The organism is Qipengyuania sp. SM2512 (assembly GCF_054954005.1).
In genome coordinates, this window is the sequence record NZ_CM143134.1 from 879,693 (window position 1) to 897,466 (window position 17,774).

The 17,774-nt window shown below is 63.7% G+C and carries 21 protein-coding genes and 1 tRNA gene; 9 read left to right on the forward strand and 13 right to left on the reverse strand.

Going from position 1 to position 17,774, the window contains the following annotated elements:
- Positions 1-23 precede the first annotated feature (23 nt).
- Positions 24-1,229, forward strand: coding sequence for an HsdM family class I SAM-dependent methyltransferase (locus ACQ5J0_RS04550; RefSeq protein WP_462569335.1), 1,206 nt, complete (start codon positions 24-26; stop codon positions 1,227-1,229).
- A 527-nt stretch (positions 1,230-1,756) separates the two neighbouring features.
- Here the strand turns inward: ACQ5J0_RS04550 and ACQ5J0_RS04555 are convergent.
- Positions 1,757-2,551, reverse strand: coding sequence for a hypothetical protein (locus ACQ5J0_RS04555; protein WP_462569336.1), 795 nt, complete (start codon positions 2,549-2,551; stop codon positions 1,757-1,759).
- A gap of 448 nt (positions 2,552-2,999) precedes the next feature.
- A tRNA-Gly gene (locus tag ACQ5J0_RS04560) sits at positions 3,000-3,074 on the reverse strand.
- Positions 3,075-3,258: 184 nt separating this feature from the next.
- On the opposite strand from ACQ5J0_RS04560, the gene ACQ5J0_RS04565 reads away from it, so the two are divergent.
- On the forward strand, positions 3,259-4,173 hold the full coding sequence (locus tag ACQ5J0_RS04565; RefSeq protein ID WP_462570057.1) for a tetratricopeptide repeat protein: 915 nt from the start codon (positions 3,259-3,261) through the stop codon (positions 4,171-4,173).
- A gap of 14 nt (positions 4,174-4,187) precedes the next feature.
- Positions 4,188-4,793, forward strand: coding sequence for an LON peptidase substrate-binding domain-containing protein (locus tag ACQ5J0_RS04570; protein WP_462569337.1), 606 nt, complete (start codon positions 4,188-4,190; stop codon positions 4,791-4,793).
- Positions 4,794-4,980: 187 nt separating this feature from the next.
- Here ACQ5J0_RS04570 and ACQ5J0_RS04575 read toward each other — a convergent pair whose 3' ends face one another.
- The 6 genes from ACQ5J0_RS04575 to ACQ5J0_RS04600 all read right to left on the reverse strand — a co-directional run bounded on the left by ACQ5J0_RS04575 (position 4,981) and on the right by ACQ5J0_RS04600 (position 8,994).
- The gene (locus ACQ5J0_RS04575; RefSeq protein ID WP_462569338.1) at positions 4,981-5,601 is read right to left on the reverse strand and encodes a MarC family protein; all 621 of its coding nucleotides are present in this window, start codon (positions 5,599-5,601) and stop codon (positions 4,981-4,983) included.
- The gene (locus ACQ5J0_RS04580; RefSeq protein WP_462569339.1) at positions 5,598-6,404 is read right to left on the reverse strand and encodes a hypothetical protein; all 807 of its coding nucleotides are present in this window, start codon (positions 6,402-6,404) and stop codon (positions 5,598-5,600) included. Before ACQ5J0_RS04580 ends, ACQ5J0_RS04575 begins: the two co-directional genes overlap by 4 nt.
- Complete coding sequence (folD, locus tag ACQ5J0_RS04585) at positions 6,401-7,309, reverse strand: bifunctional methylenetetrahydrofolate dehydrogenase/methenyltetrahydrofolate cyclohydrolase FolD (protein ID WP_462569340.1); 909 nt, start codon at positions 7,307-7,309, stop codon at positions 6,401-6,403. Before folD ends, ACQ5J0_RS04580 begins: the two co-directional genes overlap by 4 nt.
- Before the next feature lie 2 nt (positions 7,310-7,311).
- A complete protein-coding gene (locus ACQ5J0_RS04590) occupies positions 7,312-7,602 on the reverse strand; it encodes a YggT family protein (RefSeq protein WP_462569341.1) in 291 nt (96 codons plus the stop codon).
- Between the two features lie 77 nt (positions 7,603-7,679).
- The gene (gene argB, locus ACQ5J0_RS04595; RefSeq protein ID WP_462569342.1) at positions 7,680-8,621 is read right to left on the reverse strand and encodes an acetylglutamate kinase; all 942 of its coding nucleotides are present in this window, start codon (positions 8,619-8,621) and stop codon (positions 7,680-7,682) included.
- Positions 8,622-8,718: 97 nt separating this feature from the next.
- Positions 8,719-8,994: a hypothetical protein gene (locus tag ACQ5J0_RS04600; protein WP_462569343.1), complete on the reverse strand. Its 276-nt coding sequence runs from the start codon at positions 8,992-8,994 to the stop codon at positions 8,719-8,721.
- Between the two features lie 122 nt (positions 8,995-9,116).
- On the opposite strand from ACQ5J0_RS04600, the gene ACQ5J0_RS04605 reads away from it, so the two are divergent.
- The 3 genes from ACQ5J0_RS04605 to ACQ5J0_RS04615 all read left to right on the forward strand — a co-directional run bounded on the left by ACQ5J0_RS04605 (position 9,117) and on the right by ACQ5J0_RS04615 (position 10,856).
- Positions 9,117-9,773, forward strand: a complete 657-nt coding sequence (locus tag ACQ5J0_RS04605; protein ID WP_462569344.1) for a hypothetical protein — start codon at positions 9,117-9,119, stop codon at positions 9,771-9,773.
- Positions 9,774-9,952: 179 nt separating this feature from the next.
- Positions 9,953-10,165 (forward strand): hypothetical protein, encoded by a 213-nt coding sequence (locus ACQ5J0_RS04610; protein ID WP_462569345.1) that lies wholly within the window; start codon positions 9,953-9,955, stop codon positions 10,163-10,165.
- Between the two features lie 136 nt (positions 10,166-10,301).
- The gene (locus ACQ5J0_RS04615; protein ID WP_462569346.1) at positions 10,302-10,856 is read left to right on the forward strand and encodes a thermonuclease family protein; all 555 of its coding nucleotides are present in this window, start codon (positions 10,302-10,304) and stop codon (positions 10,854-10,856) included.
- Positions 10,857-10,878: 22 nt separating this feature from the next.
- Here the strand turns inward: ACQ5J0_RS04615 and ACQ5J0_RS04620 are convergent, their stop codons facing one another.
- Complete coding sequence (locus ACQ5J0_RS04620) at positions 10,879-11,178, reverse strand: DUF1294 domain-containing protein (protein WP_462569347.1); 300 nt, start codon at positions 11,176-11,178, stop codon at positions 10,879-10,881.
- Between the two features lie 226 nt (positions 11,179-11,404).
- Between ACQ5J0_RS04620 and ACQ5J0_RS04625 the strand changes: the two genes are divergently transcribed.
- On the forward strand, positions 11,405-12,349 hold the full coding sequence (locus ACQ5J0_RS04625) for an Abi family protein (protein ID WP_462569348.1): 945 nt from the start codon (positions 11,405-11,407) through the stop codon (positions 12,347-12,349).
- A gap of 20 nt (positions 12,350-12,369) precedes the next feature.
- On the opposite strand, the gene ACQ5J0_RS04630 is transcribed toward ACQ5J0_RS04625, so the two are convergent.
- Together ACQ5J0_RS04630 and ACQ5J0_RS04635 are read right to left on the reverse strand one after the other, a co-directional pair.
- A complete protein-coding gene (locus ACQ5J0_RS04630) occupies positions 12,370-13,443 on the reverse strand; it encodes a ribonucleotide-diphosphate reductase subunit beta (RefSeq protein ID WP_462569349.1) in 1,074 nt (357 codons plus the stop codon).
- 191 nt (positions 13,444-13,634) lie between these two features.
- On the reverse strand, positions 13,635-14,162 hold the full coding sequence (locus tag ACQ5J0_RS04635; RefSeq protein ID WP_462569350.1) for a hypothetical protein: 528 nt from the start codon (positions 14,160-14,162) through the stop codon (positions 13,635-13,637).
- A gap of 205 nt (positions 14,163-14,367) precedes the next feature.
- On the opposite strand from ACQ5J0_RS04635, the gene ACQ5J0_RS04640 reads away from it, so the two are divergent.
- Entirely contained in the window at positions 14,368-14,712 is a 345-nt protein-coding gene (locus ACQ5J0_RS04640; protein ID WP_462569351.1) for a hypothetical protein, read from the forward strand.
- 128 nt (positions 14,713-14,840) lie between these two features.
- Positions 14,841-15,083: a DUF2171 domain-containing protein gene (locus ACQ5J0_RS04645; protein ID WP_462569352.1), complete on the forward strand. Its 243-nt coding sequence runs from the start codon at positions 14,841-14,843 to the stop codon at positions 15,081-15,083.
- A gap of 148 nt (positions 15,084-15,231) precedes the next feature.
- Here ACQ5J0_RS04645 and ACQ5J0_RS04650 read toward each other — a convergent pair whose 3' ends face one another.
- Positions 15,232-15,651, reverse strand: a complete 420-nt coding sequence (locus ACQ5J0_RS04650) for a hypothetical protein (RefSeq protein WP_462569354.1) — start codon at positions 15,649-15,651, stop codon at positions 15,232-15,234.
- Positions 15,633-17,729 (reverse strand): ribonucleoside-diphosphate reductase subunit alpha, encoded by a 2,097-nt coding sequence (locus ACQ5J0_RS04655; protein WP_462569355.1) that lies wholly within the window; start codon positions 17,727-17,729, stop codon positions 15,633-15,635. Before ACQ5J0_RS04655 ends, ACQ5J0_RS04650 begins: the two co-directional genes overlap by 19 nt.
- Positions 17,730-17,774 lie beyond the last annotated feature (45 nt).

The window sequence follows — 17,774 nt, forward strand, 5'->3', positions numbered from 1 at the left end:
AATGAAAGGTAGTCACTCGTCACATGGCTAAACGTCATCATCACGGAGCAGATTTTGTCTCGCGTATTCGGCGCATGCAAGAGGTCATAATGGCCAATAGCGGGGTCGATGAATTTTACGAGATAATCCGACTGATACTCGCGAAGTATTTTGCCGAGGGGGAGGGCCAAGCGGATTTGCCTGACAAGTCTGAATGCGATGCACTGCTCGCCAAGCACGGGCCAGAAATTGCGTTTATCCTCGATGGGGTAATCGAGTTACAAACTCCTGACGCGATCTTCGAAGAAGTCCGCAGAGTTTTTGGAACGGCCAGTATTCGGGGGCAAGATTTTACAGCTCTTGACCAAGCCTTCGAGCAGCTCACCAGCCGATCTTATAAAGCCGACAAGGGGCAATATTTCACCCCGCGCCATGTGATTGATATGTGCGTTGAAGCGGTTGACCCCAAGCCCGGCGAAATGGTGTGTGACCCCGCTTGTGGCAGCGCGGCATTTTTGAAGGCGACGCATTCCTACGGCAACGCCAAGTACAAGCAATCGGCGGAACTCTATGGCTTCGATTATTCGCACAGAGCTTGCCAAGTCGCAAAAGTCGTTTCGCTTATTGGGGCAAATGGAGCAATCAAGGTGGATCAAGTCGACAGCTTGCGGCTCCCGGAACAGACACTGCTGGCTGAATCTGAGGAAACTATCGAGGACTTAATGGGGCCGGACTTCGTCGGTTTCGACGTGATATTGACGAACCCTCCATTCGCTGGCGATGTGTCTGCTGAGTCCTTCGCGAACGCCTACGATGTCGCAAGGGCTACTGGAAAACGGCTTGAGCGCGACGTGCTTTTTATCGAGCGTTGCATCCGCCTCCTGAAGGTTGGCGGGAGATTGGCAATCGTCCTGCCAGACAACAAGATCAGTAGCAGGGTATTTCGCGATGTGCGTCTATGGCTCGGCAAGAACAGCGAAATTCGCGCTGTCGTAAGCCTCCACCGATATACTTTTTTGCCTTACACGTCACAAAAGGCGGCGGTAATTTTCGCTGTGAAACAACCTCCTGCGCTTTCTCCCTATCATGCCGAGGTCCATTTCTATCGTTCGGACTTGGCGGGAAAGACGAGCAACGGCTCCCCTGCATATCGGGCCAAGGCCGACCCTGATGCACCGGCCTATCAGGCGCTAGATCATGATCTCGACCAGATCGCACCCGAAATTAGGAGCGTAATGTGCGTTCGATAACCCGTTCATTCTTAGAGACTGGAGATGACTTTAGCCTGTCTCCTGAGCACTGGCTCGCTAACGAGACGGCCAGCCAATTGAAGGGCGATACCCTCTTAAGCGAGGTAGTAAACTCCATTGCCAAAACACAGGTGCCCCCAGAGGGCACAAGATTTGTGCTCGACACTGGGAATGCTCGCGAAGGGTTGCTTGATCTTACAATTCTTGGCGATCCAATTTCGGGCCGAACGAGCGCGAAGAAAGTGGTAAGGGATGGGGACGTGATTATATCGCGCCTTCGACCTTATTTGCGGCAAGTTACGTTCATTCCTCCAGGTACATGTGAGTTGCTGGGAGTGGATCAGCTATATTGCTCGACTGAGTTCTTTGTGCTTCGCTCAAAGGTCGAGAACCGCAATATCGCTGGGCTGGTCGCTTGGCTCTTGAGTGAACCCATTCAAGGAATGCTGACAGCGGCAGCAACCGGGGGGCACCATCCTCGAGTCAGCATCGACCTCCTTTTGAGTTCTCCGGTTGAGGACGAGTTCCTAGGTGTCGAGGTCAGTGAGAAGGTCGCCGCCATCCTCCGAAGGCACATCGAGGGCCAACGCGAGCTCTTCGTCCTGCTTAGACATTGACCAAGGGGCGGGATAACTACCTGTCGCCGAAAATTTGCATCCGGCCCGCTTCAAAAATTCCTGTAGCGGTCGGTAAGGAATGCGCTTCAACTTCCCGAAGTTGGTATCTTCGTTGAAGTGCCAACCTTCGCTCTCCTTTCGACCGTACCGCTCTTCGTTAAGCGCCGCGCCTTCCGTTTGGGCTTTCTTGCCAGCCCGGCTCAAAATAGTTGGTGTTTCGTAGTTTCCGAACCAGCGCCCGCCGCCGCTTGCCATGCGGTGATCACGGGCATTGATGCATTCGATCACGGGGAAGAGACCGAGATCTACGATTGTTGGCGAAAGCAGCGAGGTATCTTCTTTCACAGGTTCAAGTTCGTAGACAAGGACAAGTAGAGCATCCTTTTCTACGTCAACGTTTTTCACCGTCACCTTTTGTGTAAGGCGTGCCGACGGTTCGCGAGGTGTGGGCGGTCTTTTCATAGGTACTTTCGGATTGTCTCGGAAAGCGCCCTTTAGCTCGACATTGTATCCTGACTCGTGGACGAAATCGGGGTAGCCTTCTCGATCCCCAAGCAGGCCAGGAGCTTTGACGAGACCTATTCCCTGCTCAAGCGCAATGCGCGGCAATAGAAGGTCGGTCAAAGTACCGACGATGGTTCCTACTTGGGAAGGCTCAATCTCTAGGGCGATATCAGCCGGAAACTGAAGATATTTTACCTGCACTCCGCATAATGGCTTTAGCGCATTGGTTAGCGCCTCAAGTGCATCGTCTGTTGTTATCGGACCCCAAGCAACCACCACTCACTCCCACACTTCGTTCGGAAGCCAAGTGCAGAGCGGCGAGGTGATTTGTCAAATACGATGATCGGGAAAAGGGGCATAGAGTTCAGGTCGGTCAACCTTAGTCCGGCGCTGGGGGAAGGATGTATGTCCGCGGAGCTCCTCGCAATCCAGCACCCCAGCATCTATAGCTACTCGTGAAGGATTCGGCCGCCACGCGCGTGAATGCGATGGCAAGAGGCACCTGAGCCTCAAGGGGGCGCGCGGCCCAAGGCTTTATGGTGACGAACTTGCCTGTGCCATGACAGGCGATGCACCGACATTCGTTACCTTGCCGGTTACCTATGACCGGCCGCCCGAAGGCGGAAACCCACGTAAGTGTTGGAAACGATGGAGCGGGCGAGGCGATTCGAACGCCCGACCCCAACCTTGGCAAGGTTGTGCTCTACCCCTGAGCTACGCCCGCTCACTGACGCTTCCGAACGGTCGAACCGTCGGTGGGAGGCGCGCGATTAGCAGCGGTACCCCACCCACGCAAGGCAAAAATCGCGTCCTTGCCCTTCCCGCCTCCGGGCTTCACATTGGCGCGCGAGGCCCCACATGGGGCGCAGGAAATTCCCGCTTTTCGAAAGGACGCGCACGTGGCGAGCATGGCTCTGAGCATCGACGAACAGAAGGCCGTCGACCGGTTCCGGACCGAGGTGGTCGAACCTTCGATGGCGAAACTCGTGATCCTCGATTTCTGGGCCGAATGGTGCGGGCCGTGCAAGGCGCTGACCCCCGTGCTCGAGAAGGTCGCGGGCGAATATGCCGACAAGGGCGTGGTGCTGGCCAAGGTCAATGTCGACGAGGAACAATTCATCGCCAGCCAGTTCCAGGTCCGCTCGATCCCCACGGTCTATGCGATGTTCCAGGGCCAGCCGGTCGCCGATCTGACGAGCGCGCGCGGCGAGAGCCAGCTCAAGCAGATGCTCGACCAATTGCTCGAGAAGCTGCCGATCGGCGAGGGCGCGGGCGACTCGGCCGCGAAGCAGCAGCAGGATGTCGCGCAATTCGTCGCCATGGGCGAGCAGGTGCTGTCCGAGGGCGATGCCGAGCGCGCCGTGGGCATTTTCGCGCAGGTGACCGAAATGGCGCCCGACAATCCGGCGGCGATGGCCGGACTGATCCGGTCGCTGGTCGAAGCCGGACATATCGAAGAAGCGAAGACGGCGCTTGCTGCCGCTGACCAGAACCCGGCGCTGATCGGCGACGCCCAGATCGAGGCGGCACGCAGCGCGGTCGAACTGGCCGCAAATGCCCCCGACGAAGGCGAACTCATTGCCCTGCGCGAGAAAGCGGGTGGCGGGGCGATGGAAGACCGGCTCGCCTATGCGGAAGCCGCCTTCGCCGCGGGTCAGCGCGATGCCGCCGCGGACGAACTGCTCGCCATGATCGAAGCCGATCTGGAGTGGAACGAAGGCGCCGCAAAGGCCAAGCTGCTGCAGATCTTCGAGGCGGTGGGTCTGGAAGATCCCTGGGTGGTCGCCACCCGTCGCCGTCTCTCGCGCCTGCTGTTCGGCTGAGCGAAGCGGCGCGCATGCGGCTCTCGATCTTCCCGCTTCCCGGTGCGATCCTCTTCCCCGGACTGCAGCTCCCGCTGCATATCTTCGAGGAACGCTACCGCGCGATGACCAGCGACGCGCTGGCGCGCGACCGGAGGATCGCGCTGATCCAGCCGCTGCGCGGCGGCGACCATGCGCCGCTCTATTCGGTCGGCTGCATCGGCCGGATCGGCGAGGTCGAGGCGCTCGACGACGGGCGCTACAATCTCATCCTCGAGGGCGAGAGCCGCTTCCGGCTGCTGCGCGAACTCGAGGTCTCGACCCCGTTCCGCCAGGTCGAGGGCGAGCCGATCGTCGATGCGCGCGATGCCTATCTCTCGAGCGTCGAACGCGCCGGATTCGAGCAGGAAGCCCGGCGCTTCGCCGATATCCAGGGCTACAGCGTCGACTGGGAATCGGTCGAACGGCTCGACGACGAGGCGCTGGTCAACGGCGTCTCGCAGATCGCGCCCTTCGATGTCGCCGCCAAGCAAGCGCTGCTCGAGGCGGATGATCTCTCGAGCCGCTGCGAGCTGCTGATCCAGCTGATGCAGTTCTTCGCGCTGCGCGATGGCGGCGATGACAAGGTGACGCTGCAATAAGCGTGGTGGCAGCCGGGGCTCGAGCCTGATGGTTTTAGATTGACCAGCTTTGCCCCTCCCCCTTGAGCGGGAGGCAGGGTGGGGGTGTTCGGCGCTCGAAGCTTCTTGCGTGGTACCCCCACCCCCGGCCCCTCCCCATAGGGAGGGGAGAAGAAGGGAAGCGAAATCCCTTCTCTGTCATCGCGCTCTAGAGCCCGAAGCTGCCCTTGAGCCCGTCGATCACATATTGCATCGCCAGCGCGGCGAGCAGCACGCCGAGCAGGCGGGTCACCACCGCCTCGACCTGATCGCCGAACAGCCGCATCAGCGGCCCCGCGGCGACCAGCGCCGCCATGGTGATCGCCAGCACCGCCACCAGTGCGCCGAGCACCATCAGCTGATCGGTGAGATCGCTCGCCTCGTTCATCAGCAGCATGATCGCCGCGATCGCGCCGGGACCCGCCAGCATCGGCATCGCCATCGGGAAGACCGAGACATCCTCGACCTCGGAGGCGGCGATCTTCTCCGCGCGCTCCTCGCGCCGCTGGGTGCGCTTCTCGAACACCATCTCGAAGGCGATCCAGAACAGCATCAGCCCGCCCGCGATCCGGAAGCTGTCGAGCTGGATATGCAGCGCGCCGAGCAATTGCTCGCCGAACAGCGCGAACCCGAGCAGGATCGCCAGCGCGATGACGCTCGCGCGGATCGCCATGTTGCGGCGCTCGAGCGCGCTCGCATCCTTGGTCAGCCCGGCATAGATCGGCGCGCAGCCCGGCGGATCGATCACCACGAACAGCGTGATGAAGGCGGAGACGAAAAGCTCGTTCATTGCGGATCGACCCGGCCCTCGGCGGTGACGGCGAAGTCGAGCGCAGGCTCCCATGCTCCGCCGCGCCATTGCTGCGCCGCGAACATCCGCCGGCCATCGGCGCCTTGCACCCAGCGCCAGGCCAGCGAGCCGTCGCGCGAGATGCCAACGCCGGTGGTCGCGCCGGCGGCGTCGGGCCACGCTGGACCCGTCGCCGCTGCGGCATCGGGCCACGCTGGACCCGTCGCCGCTGCGGCATCGGCGCGGCAATCGGCGACCTCGCCCTGGATCATCGGGATCGCCTGGACGACGATGACCGTCGAGTCATCCTCGGACTGCGGCTCGCGGTCGCGGTTCTCGCGCTCGGTCAGCGCGGTATCGGGGGCGCCCATGTCGTAGGACCAGCGATAGGTCCCGTTGCGCTGGCGCTCCCACACCGTGACGTAATAGCCCCAGCTGCCATCGGGCTCCGCGAACTTGCCCTGGGTGACGGCCAGCTGTCCGTCGCAGCTCGACCAGACCGCGAGCGGGGTCCACTGGACCGCGGCCGGCGGATCGCTTTGTGTGGCGAGGAAACCCGCGGCGTCGATCACGCCGTTGCGTCCGTGGATCACCCCGCCATCGGCGAGGAAGCGGCGAAATGCGGTCCATTGCCCGTCGTCGCGCGCCGCGCGCGCAAAGGCGATCTCGGTCGCGGCCACGGTGCTGGGATTGGCGGTGTTGCGGACGTTCCGCATGAAGCCGTCGGAATAGCGCACCGGAGGCGGCCCGCCCGAGCAGCCGGCCAGCGCCAGGCAGGCAAGGATAGCTGCGGCGCGAATCACAGCGCGCCCTCGGGCAGTTCGAGCCCCGCGTTGCGATAGGCCGCGACCAGCGTGTTCCTCAGCAGCACCGCGATCGTCATCGGTCCGACCCCGCCCGGCACCGGAGTGATCGCGCCCGCGACCTCGCTCGCAGCTTCGTAGTCGACATCGCCGACCAGCCGCCCCTTGGTCTCGCCCCCACCCTCGCTCACGCCCGGCGGCAGGCGGTTGATCCCGACGTCGATCACCGTCGCGCCGGGCTTGAGCCAGTCCGCCTTGACCATCTCGGGCCGTCCGACCGCGGCCACCACGATATCCGCGCGGCGCACCACATCGGGCAGGTCCTTGGTCCGGCTGTGCGCGATGGTGACGGTGGCATTGGCACCCAGCAGCAGCTGCGCCATTGGCTTGCCGACGATGTTGGAGCGCCCGATCACCACCGCTTCCAGCCCCGACAAATCGCCGAGCCGGTCGGTGAGCAGCATCATGCAGCCAAGCGGCGTGCAGGGGACGAAGCCCGGCTGACCGACCGCGAGCCGCCCGGCACTGATGACATGGAAGCCGTCGACATCCTTGTCGGGAGCAATCGCGGCGATAACCGCCTGCTCGTCGATATGCGCGGGCAGCGGGAGCTGGACCAGGATGCCGTCGACCGCCGGGTCGGCGTTGAGCTGCCCGACCAGCGCCAGCAGTTCGTCCTGTCCGACGCTGTCCTCGAGCCGATGCTCGAAGCCGTTCATCCCGGCCTCGAGCGTCGCCTTGCCTTTGCTGCGGACATAGACCTGGCTCGCCGGGTCCTCGCCGACCAGCACCACCGCGAGCCCCGGCTTGCGCCCGGCAGCCCTCGCGAATTCCGCCGCCTGCGCGCCGACCCGCTCGCGCAAACCGGCGGCGAAGGCCTTTCCGTCGATCCGCTCGGCCGCCACCGTCAGCCTCTGAGCAACGAGCCGAGGACGATCAACACGATGTTGAGCAGGATGATCAGCACCAGCGGCGAGAAGTCGATCGTCCCGGTGCTGGGCAGCACGTTGCGGATCGGCCGCAGCACCGGCTCGAGCAGCCGGTTGATCGCATTGTAGAAGCTGGCGAGGAATTCGTTCGAGCTGTTCACCACGTTGAAGGCGAACAGCAGGCCGATCACGAACTGGATGATGATCAGCATCACCAGCACATTGGTCAGCATCGCGATGATTTCGTAGATCGTGTAGAGCGCCTGCATGGTGTTCCGTCCGTTTGTGAGTTGCGGCCTGTCCTAGAGGGCCGAGACGGCCCGCGCCAGACTCAAGTCCGGCTCGCTCAAGTCATGCTGCCTCTTGCCGCACCGCCGCCATTGGCTGCGGTCCTGATCAGCGTGCCCGCGCCGCTGGCGGTGAAGAATTCGAGCAGCATCGCGTGCGGGACCCGCCCGTCGAGCACCACCGCGGCCTCGCAGCCCGCCTCGACCGCGTGGACGCAGGTCTCCAGCTTGGGGATCATCCCGCCGCTGATGGTGCCGTCGGCGCGCAGGCCGGCGATATCCTCGGGCGTGAGGTCGGAGAGCAATTGCCCCTGCTTGTCGAGCACCCCGGGGACATCGGTGAGCAGCAGCAACCGCGCCGCGCCGAGCGCCGAGGCCAGCGCGCCCGCGAAGGTGTCGGCGTTGATGTTGTAGGTGTGCCCGTCCTCGCCCGCGCCGATCGGGGCGATGATCGGGATCATGCCGCTGGCGCTGACGGTGTCGATCACCGCGGTGTCGACATGGGTCGGGCTGCCGACGAAGCCGAGATCGAGCGCCTGCTCGATCAGGCTGCCGGGATCGCGCGTGGTCCGCTCGAGCTTGGTCGCGGTCACCAGATTGCCGTCCTTGCCCGAGAGCCCGATCGCGCGCCCGCCGGCGCGTGCGATCCAGCCGACCAGCTGCTTGTTGATCGCGCCCGAGAGCACCATCTCGGCGATCTCGGCGGTGGCCTTGTCGGTCACGCGCAAGCCGTCGACGAAGCGGCTCTCGACCCCGAGCTTGGCCAGCATCGCGCCGATCTGCGGCCCGCCGCCATGGACCACCACCGGGTTGATCCCGACCGCCTTGAGCAGCACGATGTCGCTCGCGAATTCGCGCGCTGCCTTCTCGTCGCCCATGGCGTGGCCGCCGTATTTGACCACGAAGGTGCGCCCGGCATAGCGCTGGAAATAGGGCAGCGCCTCGATCAGCACTTCCGCCTTGGCGTGCAGGCCTGTCCTGTTCGTCTCGCCTTCGCTCATGGAAAACGCCTGCCCTCTGGTCGCTGGAAGGCAGGCGCTTAGCCAATGTGGGCGCAGCCGCAAAGGGCCGGGGCGCAATTCGCGAAACGTTTTCGCGTTATTCGGCTGTCGGCTCGCGCACCACTTCGCCGTCTTCGACAGTCAGGTCCTCGGCGCCGCGGACTTCGTCGATGCCTTCTTCCAGCGGTGCGGTTCCCAGATCGGTGTTGAGCCGCTCCTCGGTCGTGGTGGTCGCATAGTCGGGGACGGTCTCGAGTTCCTCGTCGCCATCGGCGTTGAAGACGAAGATCACCACCGCGACCGCCAGCAGGACGAGCGCGAGCACCCAGAACCAGCGGGTCGAGGGTTTGGTATCTGGGACGGGGTCGGTCATGGTCTTGGCCTCCTTTGGGGGTGTCCCCGAATCAATGGACGGCACCGCCGCCCGTTCCGAAACGATGCGCGGCGCTGGTCAGGCGGCGCGCGCTGTGGCACCCCAGCCGCATGAGCAGTCGCATGACCAGCCCCATCAGCCGTATCGCCCTCGGCCTCGCTCTCGCCCCCGTCGTGGCGCTCGCCGCCTGCGCGACCGGCGCGTCCGACACCGCCGCCTCGGCCGCGGCCAGCCCGCAGGACGAATTCTGGGCCGCGCTATCGAGCCATTGCGGCAAGGCCTATGCCGGCGGGCTGACCAGCAACGAGGAAGCCGACGCCGACATGCGCGGGATGGAGATGGCGATGCATGTCCGCGAATGTTCGGACGAGCGGATCGCGATCCCCTTCCACATCCGCCAAGCCGACGGCAGCTGGAACCGCAGCCGCACCTGGCTCATCACCCGCACTGCGGAAGGCCTGCGCCTCAAGCACGACCACCGCCACGAGGACGGCGGCGAAGATGCGGTCACCATGTATGGCGGCGACACCGCCACCCCGGGCAGCGCGCGGGTGCAGGACTTCCCCGTCGATGCCGAGAGCGTGGCGATGTTCGAGCGCGAGGGGCTGGGTGTCTCGGTCACCAATGTCTGGCGCGTAGCGGTCGATCCGGCGGGCGCCGAGAGCCCGGTTTTCGCCTACCGGCTGATGCGCGAGGGCGCCCATGCGCGCGATTTCCGCGTCAGTTTCGACCTCTCGCAGCCGATCCCCGCCCCGCCCGCGCCCTGGGGCCACGAGTAAACCGCCGAAAACGGTTTCGGACCGCCGCCGAAGGCTTCCCAAGCCCGCCCCTATAAGTTGCGAAATTCACACTGTTTTAAATCGACTGTTGCAATCGCGGCGATAGGCGTTGCATGGTGCCGATCTTCATGAGAAGCGGGCGGTGGGCACCAAGCCCCCCGCCTCAGAAGGAGTTTTCTATGCGTATTCGTACCGCTTTGACCGCAGTGGCCGCCGCTGCCGTCGCCGCAACCCCGCTCGCCGCCGTTCAGGCGCGCACCAGCATGCCCGTCGAGGGCGAGAGCGAAATCGGTGGTGGCGTTTCCGCGCTCGCCGGCGTCGCGATCTTCGCTGCGATCGTCGCTGCCGTCTATTTCGTCGCCGATTCGGAAGACGAAGCCGTCAGCCCGTAAGCTCGACGATCACGAGAATACCCGAAAGGCCTCGCTTCGGCGGGGCCTTTTTTTATGTGCTGGCGTTTGCGAGCGGCGAGTGCGAGCGGGCAGGCACTTAACGCTTCGGTGAGGAGCGCGCGCGCATGGTGACGCGATGTCGCGCCGTCCCGCCCCCGTCCTGCGCTTCCGCCGCCGCCGCAAGGCGCCGCGCTGGGGCAATGCGCTGCTGGTTGCGGCGCCGCTCGCGGCGTTTGCGCTGGTGTTCCTATGGGACGGCCCGCCCGCCGGGCTCGCCGCCGCGGTCGAACTGCCGGGCGATGATGTGCCGGGCATGGCCGCCGCGGCCGGTCCGGGCGATAGCGAGAGCGCGCGGTTCGACATCTGCAGTGGACGCGGGCGGGTGACCTGCGTGGTCGATGGCGACACCATCTGGTACCGCGGCGAGAAGATCCGCATCGCCGATATCGACACCCCCGAGGTCAGCCGCCCCGACTGCGCGCGCGAGGCCGCGCTGGGCGACAAGGCGACGCTGCGGATGCGCGCGCTGCTCAACGCGGGCGCGTTTTCGCTGGAGCCAGTGGACCGCGACCGCGACCGCTATGGCCGCCTGCTGCGCACCGTCACCCGCGACGGCGCGAGCCTGGGCGCGGTGCTGGTGGACGAGGGGCTGGCGGAGGAATGGGGCGGGGCGCGGCTGGAGTGGTGTTAGAGCGCCCGTAACCGAAAAGCCCTCACCCGGTCAGGACCCATGTGCCCAGCCCCGCGAGGGCGACAATCTGGATCATGGCGACGTTGTGGAGGTTGCTGGAGAACGGCTGCTTGCGGGTCTTGTGGCGGAACAGCCGCCTGCCCGCATAGACACCGGGCGTTCCGCCGATGAAGGCAAGCTGGAGCAGCGTAGCCTCGGAGATGCGCCGGGCACCAGCTTCCGCCAGCATCTTGTCGACCCCGAACGCCGCGAAGGCGACGAAATTGCTCGCGATCAGATAGGTCGCGATGTTCGCCGGGGTCAGGAGGGCGAGCGGGGCCATTGGCGACTTATAGCGTCGGAGCGGTTACTGATTTGCCTTTGGCATCGTAGGCTGAGCGGAAGGAAATGACCTCCATTCAGCCAAAGGTTGACTTGTTGGGTTCCCAATCCTAGATCGCGATCAACAACACCCCCCAGGCCTAGAGCGCAAGCTTGCCCAAAACCGGGGGGTTACTTATAGAAAGCCCTCTCAGGAAACTGGGGGGGCTTTTTTGCGATATCAACATGTGCCGACCACAATCGACGAGCAGATTTCGTTGCTTCTTCAGAGAGGCATGGTCGGCGATGAGGCTTTAATACGTCAATGGCTCACCACGGTGGGCTATTACCGGTTGAGCGCCTATTGGCTCCCATGGGAACTCCCGCCAACTCCGGAACAGACGCGATCCAAGTCGTTCCCGGCAGGAACCGAATTCTCCGAGATTGTCGATATCTACGTCTTCGATCGGAAGCTTCGCCTCCTCGTTATGGAAGCGATCGACCGATTTGAGATCGCCGTCCGAGCGCGGTGGACCAATCTTTTCTCACTCGCGCACGGAAGCCACGCGCATATGGACTGCGAGAACTTTCAGAACGGGTTCGAGCATGCGCGCATGTACGCCAAGATCAACCGCTCCACCGAGGATAGCAGCGAGGTTTTTATCAAGCACTATCGAGCGAAGTATAGGAGTCCACACCTCCCACCTCTCTGGCAGGTCACTGAGCTAATGACGCTCGGGGAGATCTCGATGTGGATCAAGGCAACGAGGGATAACCGGCTAAAGGATGCCGTCGCCAGGGACTTGGGCTTGCCGAACCGAGAAACCCTCGAAGGCACGCTCCAATTGCTCGCGTACGTGAGGAACATCTGCGCGCATCACGGTCGGCTTTGGAACCGCAAGACCGTCAAGAAATCGCCCAACATCAAAGCTTTCCACGCTGACTTGGACATCGTTGTCAAAGGCGGACAGCGGCAGCTCCGCAATTCGATCTACAATGTCCTCGTGATCCTCTCGCGAACCTTGCGGCACCAAAGCCCGGACACAAGCTTTCCGCAACGGGTTTGCAGACTCGTCGAATCGCGGCCTGTCGGCCAGCTCCAAGCGATGGGCTTCCCGAATGACTGGAGAGACCGGCCTATTTGGCGGCCTCCCAGTGTTTCGCGTGACGCTATCGCCAACCCACCTGCTTGACAGGCGAGCCAGCTACCCGTTCACTCCGCCGCGACGCTCGCGCTGCCACCCTGATCGCCGAACAGCCCCGGCCCGTCGTCGGTGCTCACCTCTTCCTCGTTCGCGGCCTTGGCGCGCGAGCTGGAGCGTTTGTCGAAGCTGCTCCACACATCCTGCCAATTGCCGGTGGTCGCGCCCTTGGAATATTCGGTGGCGCGGGTTTCGAAGAAGTTTGCGTGCTCGACGCCGTTCAAGAGCGGGGCGAGCCAGGGGAGCGGGTGGTCCTCGACCATGTAGATCGGCTTAAGGCCGAGCTGGCCCAGCCGCCAGTCGGCGATGTAGCGGATGTATTTCTTGATCTCGTTGGCGGTCATGCCGTGGACCGGGCCCTGCTCGAAGGCGAGATCGATGAAGGCGTCTTCCAGCCGCACCGTCTTCTGGCACATGTCCATGATGTCTTCCTTGACCGCCTTGGTCAGGCAGCCGCGCTCCTCGCAGAAGGCGTGGAACAGCTTGATGATGCCCTCGCAATGCAGGCTCTCGTCGCGCACCGACCAGCTGACGATCTGGCCCATGCCCTTCATCTTGTTGAAGCGCGGGAAGTTCATCAGCATGGCGAAGCTGGCGAAGAGCTGCAGCCCCTCGGTGAAGCCGCCGAACATGGCGAGCGTGCGCGCGATGTCCTCGTCGGAATCGACCCCGAACTGGTCGAGATAATCGACCTTGGCCTTCATCTCCTCATATTCGAGGAACATGCCGTATTCGCTCTCGGGCATGCCGATGGTGTCGAGCAGATGGCTGTAGGCGGCGATATGCACCGTCTCCATGTTGGAGAAGGCGGCGAGCATCATCTTGACCTCGGTCGGCTTGAACACCCGGCCGTATTTCTCGTGGTAGCAATCCTGCACCTCGATATCGGCCTGGGTGAAGAAGCGGAAGATCTGCGTGAGCAGGTTGCGCTCGTGATCGGAGAGCTTCTGCGCCCAGTCGCGGCAATCCTCGCCCAGCGGCACTTCCTCGGGCATCCAGTGGATCTGCTGCTGCCGTTTCCAGAAGTCGTAGGCCCAGGGGTATTCAAAGGGCTTGTAGGTCTTGCGGGCTTCGAGCAACGACATCTTGTGTCTCTCCGGATCAGCGTGAACGACTCATATAGGGAAAAGCGCCGGGTTTTCGAAGGCAAAGCTGCTCGATTCGGCGGGGATAAGACCCGGTCAAGCGAACAAATCGTGACCGGGCTCGCATCGCGCCCGCAAAGCTGCGGCTCGGAAGGGCCGGGAACCGGCTGATCGCGAGCGGAGCCTGACGGCTATTGCGAGCCCGACAGCGGCACGTCGAGCAGGATCAGCGTCGCCCCGTCCTCCACGCCGTACGACCAGTGCAGCCGTTCCGAAACAGTCGGCGGTTCGACCACGAAGGCGATCGTCACCCGACCGAGCGGTTCGCCGTTCTTGCCGTAAGTCCTGCCCCGGTGTTCGAACGTCGCCTGCTCGTCGCCGAGCGGTTCGAGCGTCACGCCTTGGATGTCCTGTTCGACCAGCCTCGTGACGAAATCGCTGAACCGTTCGCGCACCTCCTCGTCCACTCCGTCCCACTTGGCGAGGCTGAGCAACAAGGCTGCGTCCGGGGTGGAAAATGCGTGGTGGATGCGGTCGGCCAGTATCTGCGCCGCGGGATCTGCGGGCAGATCGGCATCGTCCGGATGATCCGATCCGTCCCCGGCGGCCTCGACATTCGAAATCGCGGCGGTGTGGGGCTGAGCCCAGGCGGGCGCAGCGCCCAGCGCCAGCGCCAGCACGGGCACGGCCAGCGTGGCACGAAGCGGAACGGGACGCATCGGGATAACCCCTCACCTTGGCCGTTCGCAGCGAACGGGCTGCGCGCAGATAGCACATAGGAGCCGAAAAAGCGCCGGGCGTCGGAAGGGCGCAGACCGGCACGGGCGGGCGCGCCGGAAGCAGGCCGGAAGCGGGTGTTTCCTGCGACGAACGGCGGAACGGGCGGGGGCCGCGAGCCGTTGATGGGGTGAAGGAGACAGACCCATGGGACAGTACGAACCCACCGACAGCCGCAACGTGACCCTCTCGAACGACACCGCGCCGGGCGAGCCCGATCGCACCGGCCCGCGCGAAGGCGAGAGCCGCCGCGGCGAGCAGAACGCGGCGCACAAGAACGCCGGCTCCGCCAGTGACGACCCGCTCCAGAGCGAGGGGCAAAGCGAAGGCCGGGCGCAGGCCGGCTATGGCAACAGCCGCGATGCCGAGGGCACGATGGAGCAGGACGCCAGGCCGAACCCCAAGCGGGACGAGGCTGCCGTCGGCGAGACCTCCGCCGATCCCGCGCGGCAGGCCGAGGCCGATGCCAAACGCCCGCTGGGCGGCGCCTGACCCGCTGCCCGCCCCTTCCTCGCTACGGCCGCAGCGCGAGCCGTGGCTGAGCGCCGACGAAGCGAGGAACGCTTACCCCATCCCATCCGTTGATAGGGTACAAGCAATTTAAAAGACTGGAGAATTTTATGTTCGAGAAGATTCGCATCAAGGAACACATGGAAGTCGCCAATGCCAAGGGTGATCATGTCGGAACCGTCGACGATGTCGAGGGCGACAAGATCAAGCTGACCAAGACCGATGCCGCCGACAGCATGCATCACTTCCTCTCGATGGAAGATGTCGACCGGATCGACGACAACCGCGTCTACCTCAAGGAAAGCGCGACGATCCCCGCGGGCCTCGGCAACAAGGCGGCGCAGACCGTCTGATCGAGCTATCTTGAAACCACCGGTCAGCGCGACCGGCAGGTCACGAAAAACCCCGGCGCACCACGCGGTGCCGCCGGGGTTTTTGCATTGGCCGCGAAAAGCGCGGCGCTGTTCGTGAACCCGGATCTACTGACCGATGCGACGCGATTCAGTGACTGGCAGTCCGGCCTCGGTGGGCACATAGATCAGCGAGGCGTTCGTTTCGGCGAGCGCCTGGACCTGAAGATAGCGCAGATACCCTTCCGGTCCGCCGAGGGAGTCCTGCAGAATGCGGTTCGCGCGCGCCGCGCCAGACGCGCGTAACTTCCGCCTCCGCCAGCGCGACTGCGCTCTCGCGCCGGGCTTCCGCTTCCAGGATGGCGATCCGGCGCGAGGATTGCGCCTCGGCCAGCGCAGCCTCGCCCGAGAGCCGCTGCGAATAGAGCCGGTATTGCGGCAAGCCCCACATCGCCAGCGGAAGCAGCAGCAGCACAATCAACAGCAGGATCGCCCACACACCCGGATGCCGCATCGCCAACCCCAATCGTGCTTCCTCGAGCGACAGTCCGCCTACTGGCAGGACAGGCATTCCTCGTAATCGGTCTGCTCGTCCAGCCCGGCCATCAGCTCGATCTTGTTCGCGTCGATCGTGTTGTCGGCCTCGACCCCGCCGGCGAAGCCCGCGCGCTGGACGCTCTTGGAGCGCAGGTAATAGAGCGATTTGATGCCCTTCTCCCACGCCTGGAAGTGCAGCATCATCAGGTCCCATTTGTCGACATCGGCGGGGATGAACAGGTTCAGGCTCTGCGCCTGATCAATGAAGGGCGCGCGATCGGCGGCGAATTCGAGCAGCCAGCGCTGGTCGATCTCGAAGCTGGTCTTGAAGGTCGCCTTCTCCTCGACGCTGAGGAAATCGAGATGCTGGACCGAGCCGCCCTTCTCGAGGATCGAATTCCAGACATTGTTGGAATTCTTGCTCTTCTTGTCGAGAATTTTCTCCAGATAGGGATTCTTGACGATGAAGCTGCCCGAGAGAGTCTTGTGGGTGTAGATGTTCGCCGGGATCGGCTCGATGCAGGCGCTGGTGCCGCCGCAGATGATGCTGATCGAGGCGGTCGGGGCGATCGCCATCTTGCAGGAGAAGCGCTCCATCGCGCCGGTTTCCTCGGCATCGGGGCACGGCCCGCGCTCCTTGGCGAGCACCATGCTGGCCTCCTCGGCCTTGGCGCTGATGTGCTTGAACATCTTCAGGTTCCACACCTTGGCCATCGGGCTCTCGAAGCCGATGCTCTTCTGCTGGAGGAAGGAGTGGAACCCCATCACCCCCATGCCGACGCTGCGCTCGCGCATCGCCGAATATTTGGCCCGCGCCATCTCCTCGGGAGCGCGGTCGATGTAATCCTGCAGGACGTTGTCGAGGAAGCGCATGACGTCCTCGATGAACTGCTTGTCGCCCTGCCACTCGTCCCACTTTTCCAGGTTGAGCGAGGACAGGCAGCACACCGCGGTGCGGTCGTTGCCGAGATGGTCGCGGCCCGTCGGCAGGGTGATTTCCGAGCACAGGTTCGAGGTCGAGACCTTGAGCCCCAATTCGCGGTGATGCTTGGGCATCATCCGGTTCACCGTGTCGGAGAAGACGATATAGGGCTCGCCGGTGGCCAGCCGGGTCTCGACCAGCTTCTGGAACAGCGAACGCGCGTCGATGGTCTTGCGCACCGAGCCGTCGCGCGGGCTGACCAGATCGAATTCGGCGCCGTCGCGGACCGCTTCCATGAAGGCGTCGGTCAGCAGCACGCCGTGGTGCAGGTTGAGCGCCTTGCGGTTGAAATCGCCCGAGGCTTTGCGGATTTCGAGGAATTCCTCGATCTCGGGGTGGTTGACGTCGAGATAGCAGGCCGCCGAGCCGCGCCGCAGGGAGCCCTGGCTGATCGCGAGCGTCAGACTGTCCATCACCCGGACGAAGGGGATGATCCCGCTGGTCTTGCCGTTGAGGCCGACCGGCTCGCCGATGCCGCGGACATGGCCCCAATAGGTGCCGATACCGCCGCCCTTGCTCGCCAGCCAGACGTTCTCGTTCCAGGTGTTGACGATGCCCTCGAGGCTGTCGTCGACCGAGTTGAGATAGCAGGAGATCGGCAGGCCGCGGTGCGTGCCGCCGTTGGACAGCACCGGGGTGGCGGGCATGAACCACAGCCGCGAGACATAGTCGTAGAGCCGCTGCGCGTGATCCTGATCGTCGGCATAGGCATCGGCGACGCGGGCGAAGAGATCCTGATAGCTCTCGCCGGGCAGCAGATAGCGGTCGTTGAGCGTTTCCTTGCCGAATTCGGTCAGTTCCGAATCGCGCGCGGAATCGGTGACGATCGTGAAGCGCCGGTCGAGGATCTTCTTGCTGTCGTGCTCGGCGGCGGCCTCGGCCGCATTGGCGGCATTGGCCTTGGCGGCCTGCGCCAGAGCGCCCGCCACGGCGCGAGCGGCGCCATCCTCGATCAAGGCTTCGCTGCCACTATCGCTTCGTTCCATTTCGACCGCTTTCTTCGATGCATCGGCATCGCCTTTGTTGGTGCCTGTGTTGGTGGGAGCCTGCGCGTCCTCGCCGTTCAGCCCGAGCTCCTGGGTGTCGCCGTCGAGGTTCATCGCGCCATCGTTCCCGTTTCTGAAATCCATTGCAGCCCACCATTTCTTGCTGCGGAGGGCCCATGCCCGTTCCGC

Bases quoted from the DNA above. Each gene is read 5' to 3' on its own strand.
- ACQ5J0_RS04550 (WP_462569335.1), top strand. From the start codon at position 24: ATGGCTAAACGTCATCATCACGGAGCAGATTTTGTCTCGCGTATTCGG.
- ACQ5J0_RS04565 (WP_462570057.1), top strand. From the start codon at position 3,259: ATGGCTCTGAGCATCGACGAACAGAAGGCCGTCGACCGGTTCCGGACC.
- ACQ5J0_RS04570 (WP_462569337.1), top strand. From the start codon at position 4,188: ATGCGGCTCTCGATCTTCCCGCTTCCCGGTGCGATCCTCTTCCCCGGA.
- ACQ5J0_RS04575 (WP_462569338.1), bottom strand. From the start codon at position 5,601: ATGAACGAGCTTTTCGTCTCCGCCTTCATCACGCTGTTCGTGGTGATC.
- ACQ5J0_RS04590 (WP_462569341.1), bottom strand. From the start codon at position 7,602: ATGCAGGCGCTCTACACGATCTACGAAATCATCGCGATGCTGACCAAT.
- argB (WP_462569342.1), bottom strand. From the start codon at position 8,621: ATGAGCGAAGGCGAGACGAACAGGACAGGCCTGCACGCCAAGGCGGAA.
- ACQ5J0_RS04600 (WP_462569343.1), bottom strand. From the start codon at position 8,994: ATGACCGACCCCGTCCCAGATACCAAACCCTCGACCCGCTGGTTCTGG.
- ACQ5J0_RS04605 (WP_462569344.1), top strand. From the start codon at position 9,117: ATGACCAGCCCCATCAGCCGTATCGCCCTCGGCCTCGCTCTCGCCCCC.
- ACQ5J0_RS04610 (WP_462569345.1), top strand. From the start codon at position 9,953: ATGCGTATTCGTACCGCTTTGACCGCAGTGGCCGCCGCTGCCGTCGCC.
- ACQ5J0_RS04615 (WP_462569346.1), top strand. From the start codon at position 10,302: ATGTCGCGCCGTCCCGCCCCCGTCCTGCGCTTCCGCCGCCGCCGCAAG.
- ACQ5J0_RS04620 (WP_462569347.1), bottom strand. From the start codon at position 11,178: ATGGCCCCGCTCGCCCTCCTGACCCCGGCGAACATCGCGACCTATCTG.
- ACQ5J0_RS04630 (WP_462569349.1), bottom strand. From the start codon at position 13,443: ATGTCGTTGCTCGAAGCCCGCAAGACCTACAAGCCCTTTGAATACCCC.
- ACQ5J0_RS04635 (WP_462569350.1), bottom strand. From the start codon at position 14,162: ATGCGTCCCGTTCCGCTTCGTGCCACGCTGGCCGTGCCCGTGCTGGCG.
- ACQ5J0_RS04640 (WP_462569351.1), top strand. From the start codon at position 14,368: ATGGGACAGTACGAACCCACCGACAGCCGCAACGTGACCCTCTCGAAC.
- ACQ5J0_RS04645 (WP_462569352.1), top strand. From the start codon at position 14,841: ATGTTCGAGAAGATTCGCATCAAGGAACACATGGAAGTCGCCAATGCC.
- ACQ5J0_RS04650 (WP_462569354.1), bottom strand. From the start codon at position 15,651: ATGCCTGTCCTGCCAGTAGGCGGACTGTCGCTCGAGGAAGCACGATTG.
- ACQ5J0_RS04655 (WP_462569355.1), bottom strand. From the start codon at position 17,729: ATGGATTTCAGAAACGGGAACGATGGCGCGATGAACCTCGACGGCGAC.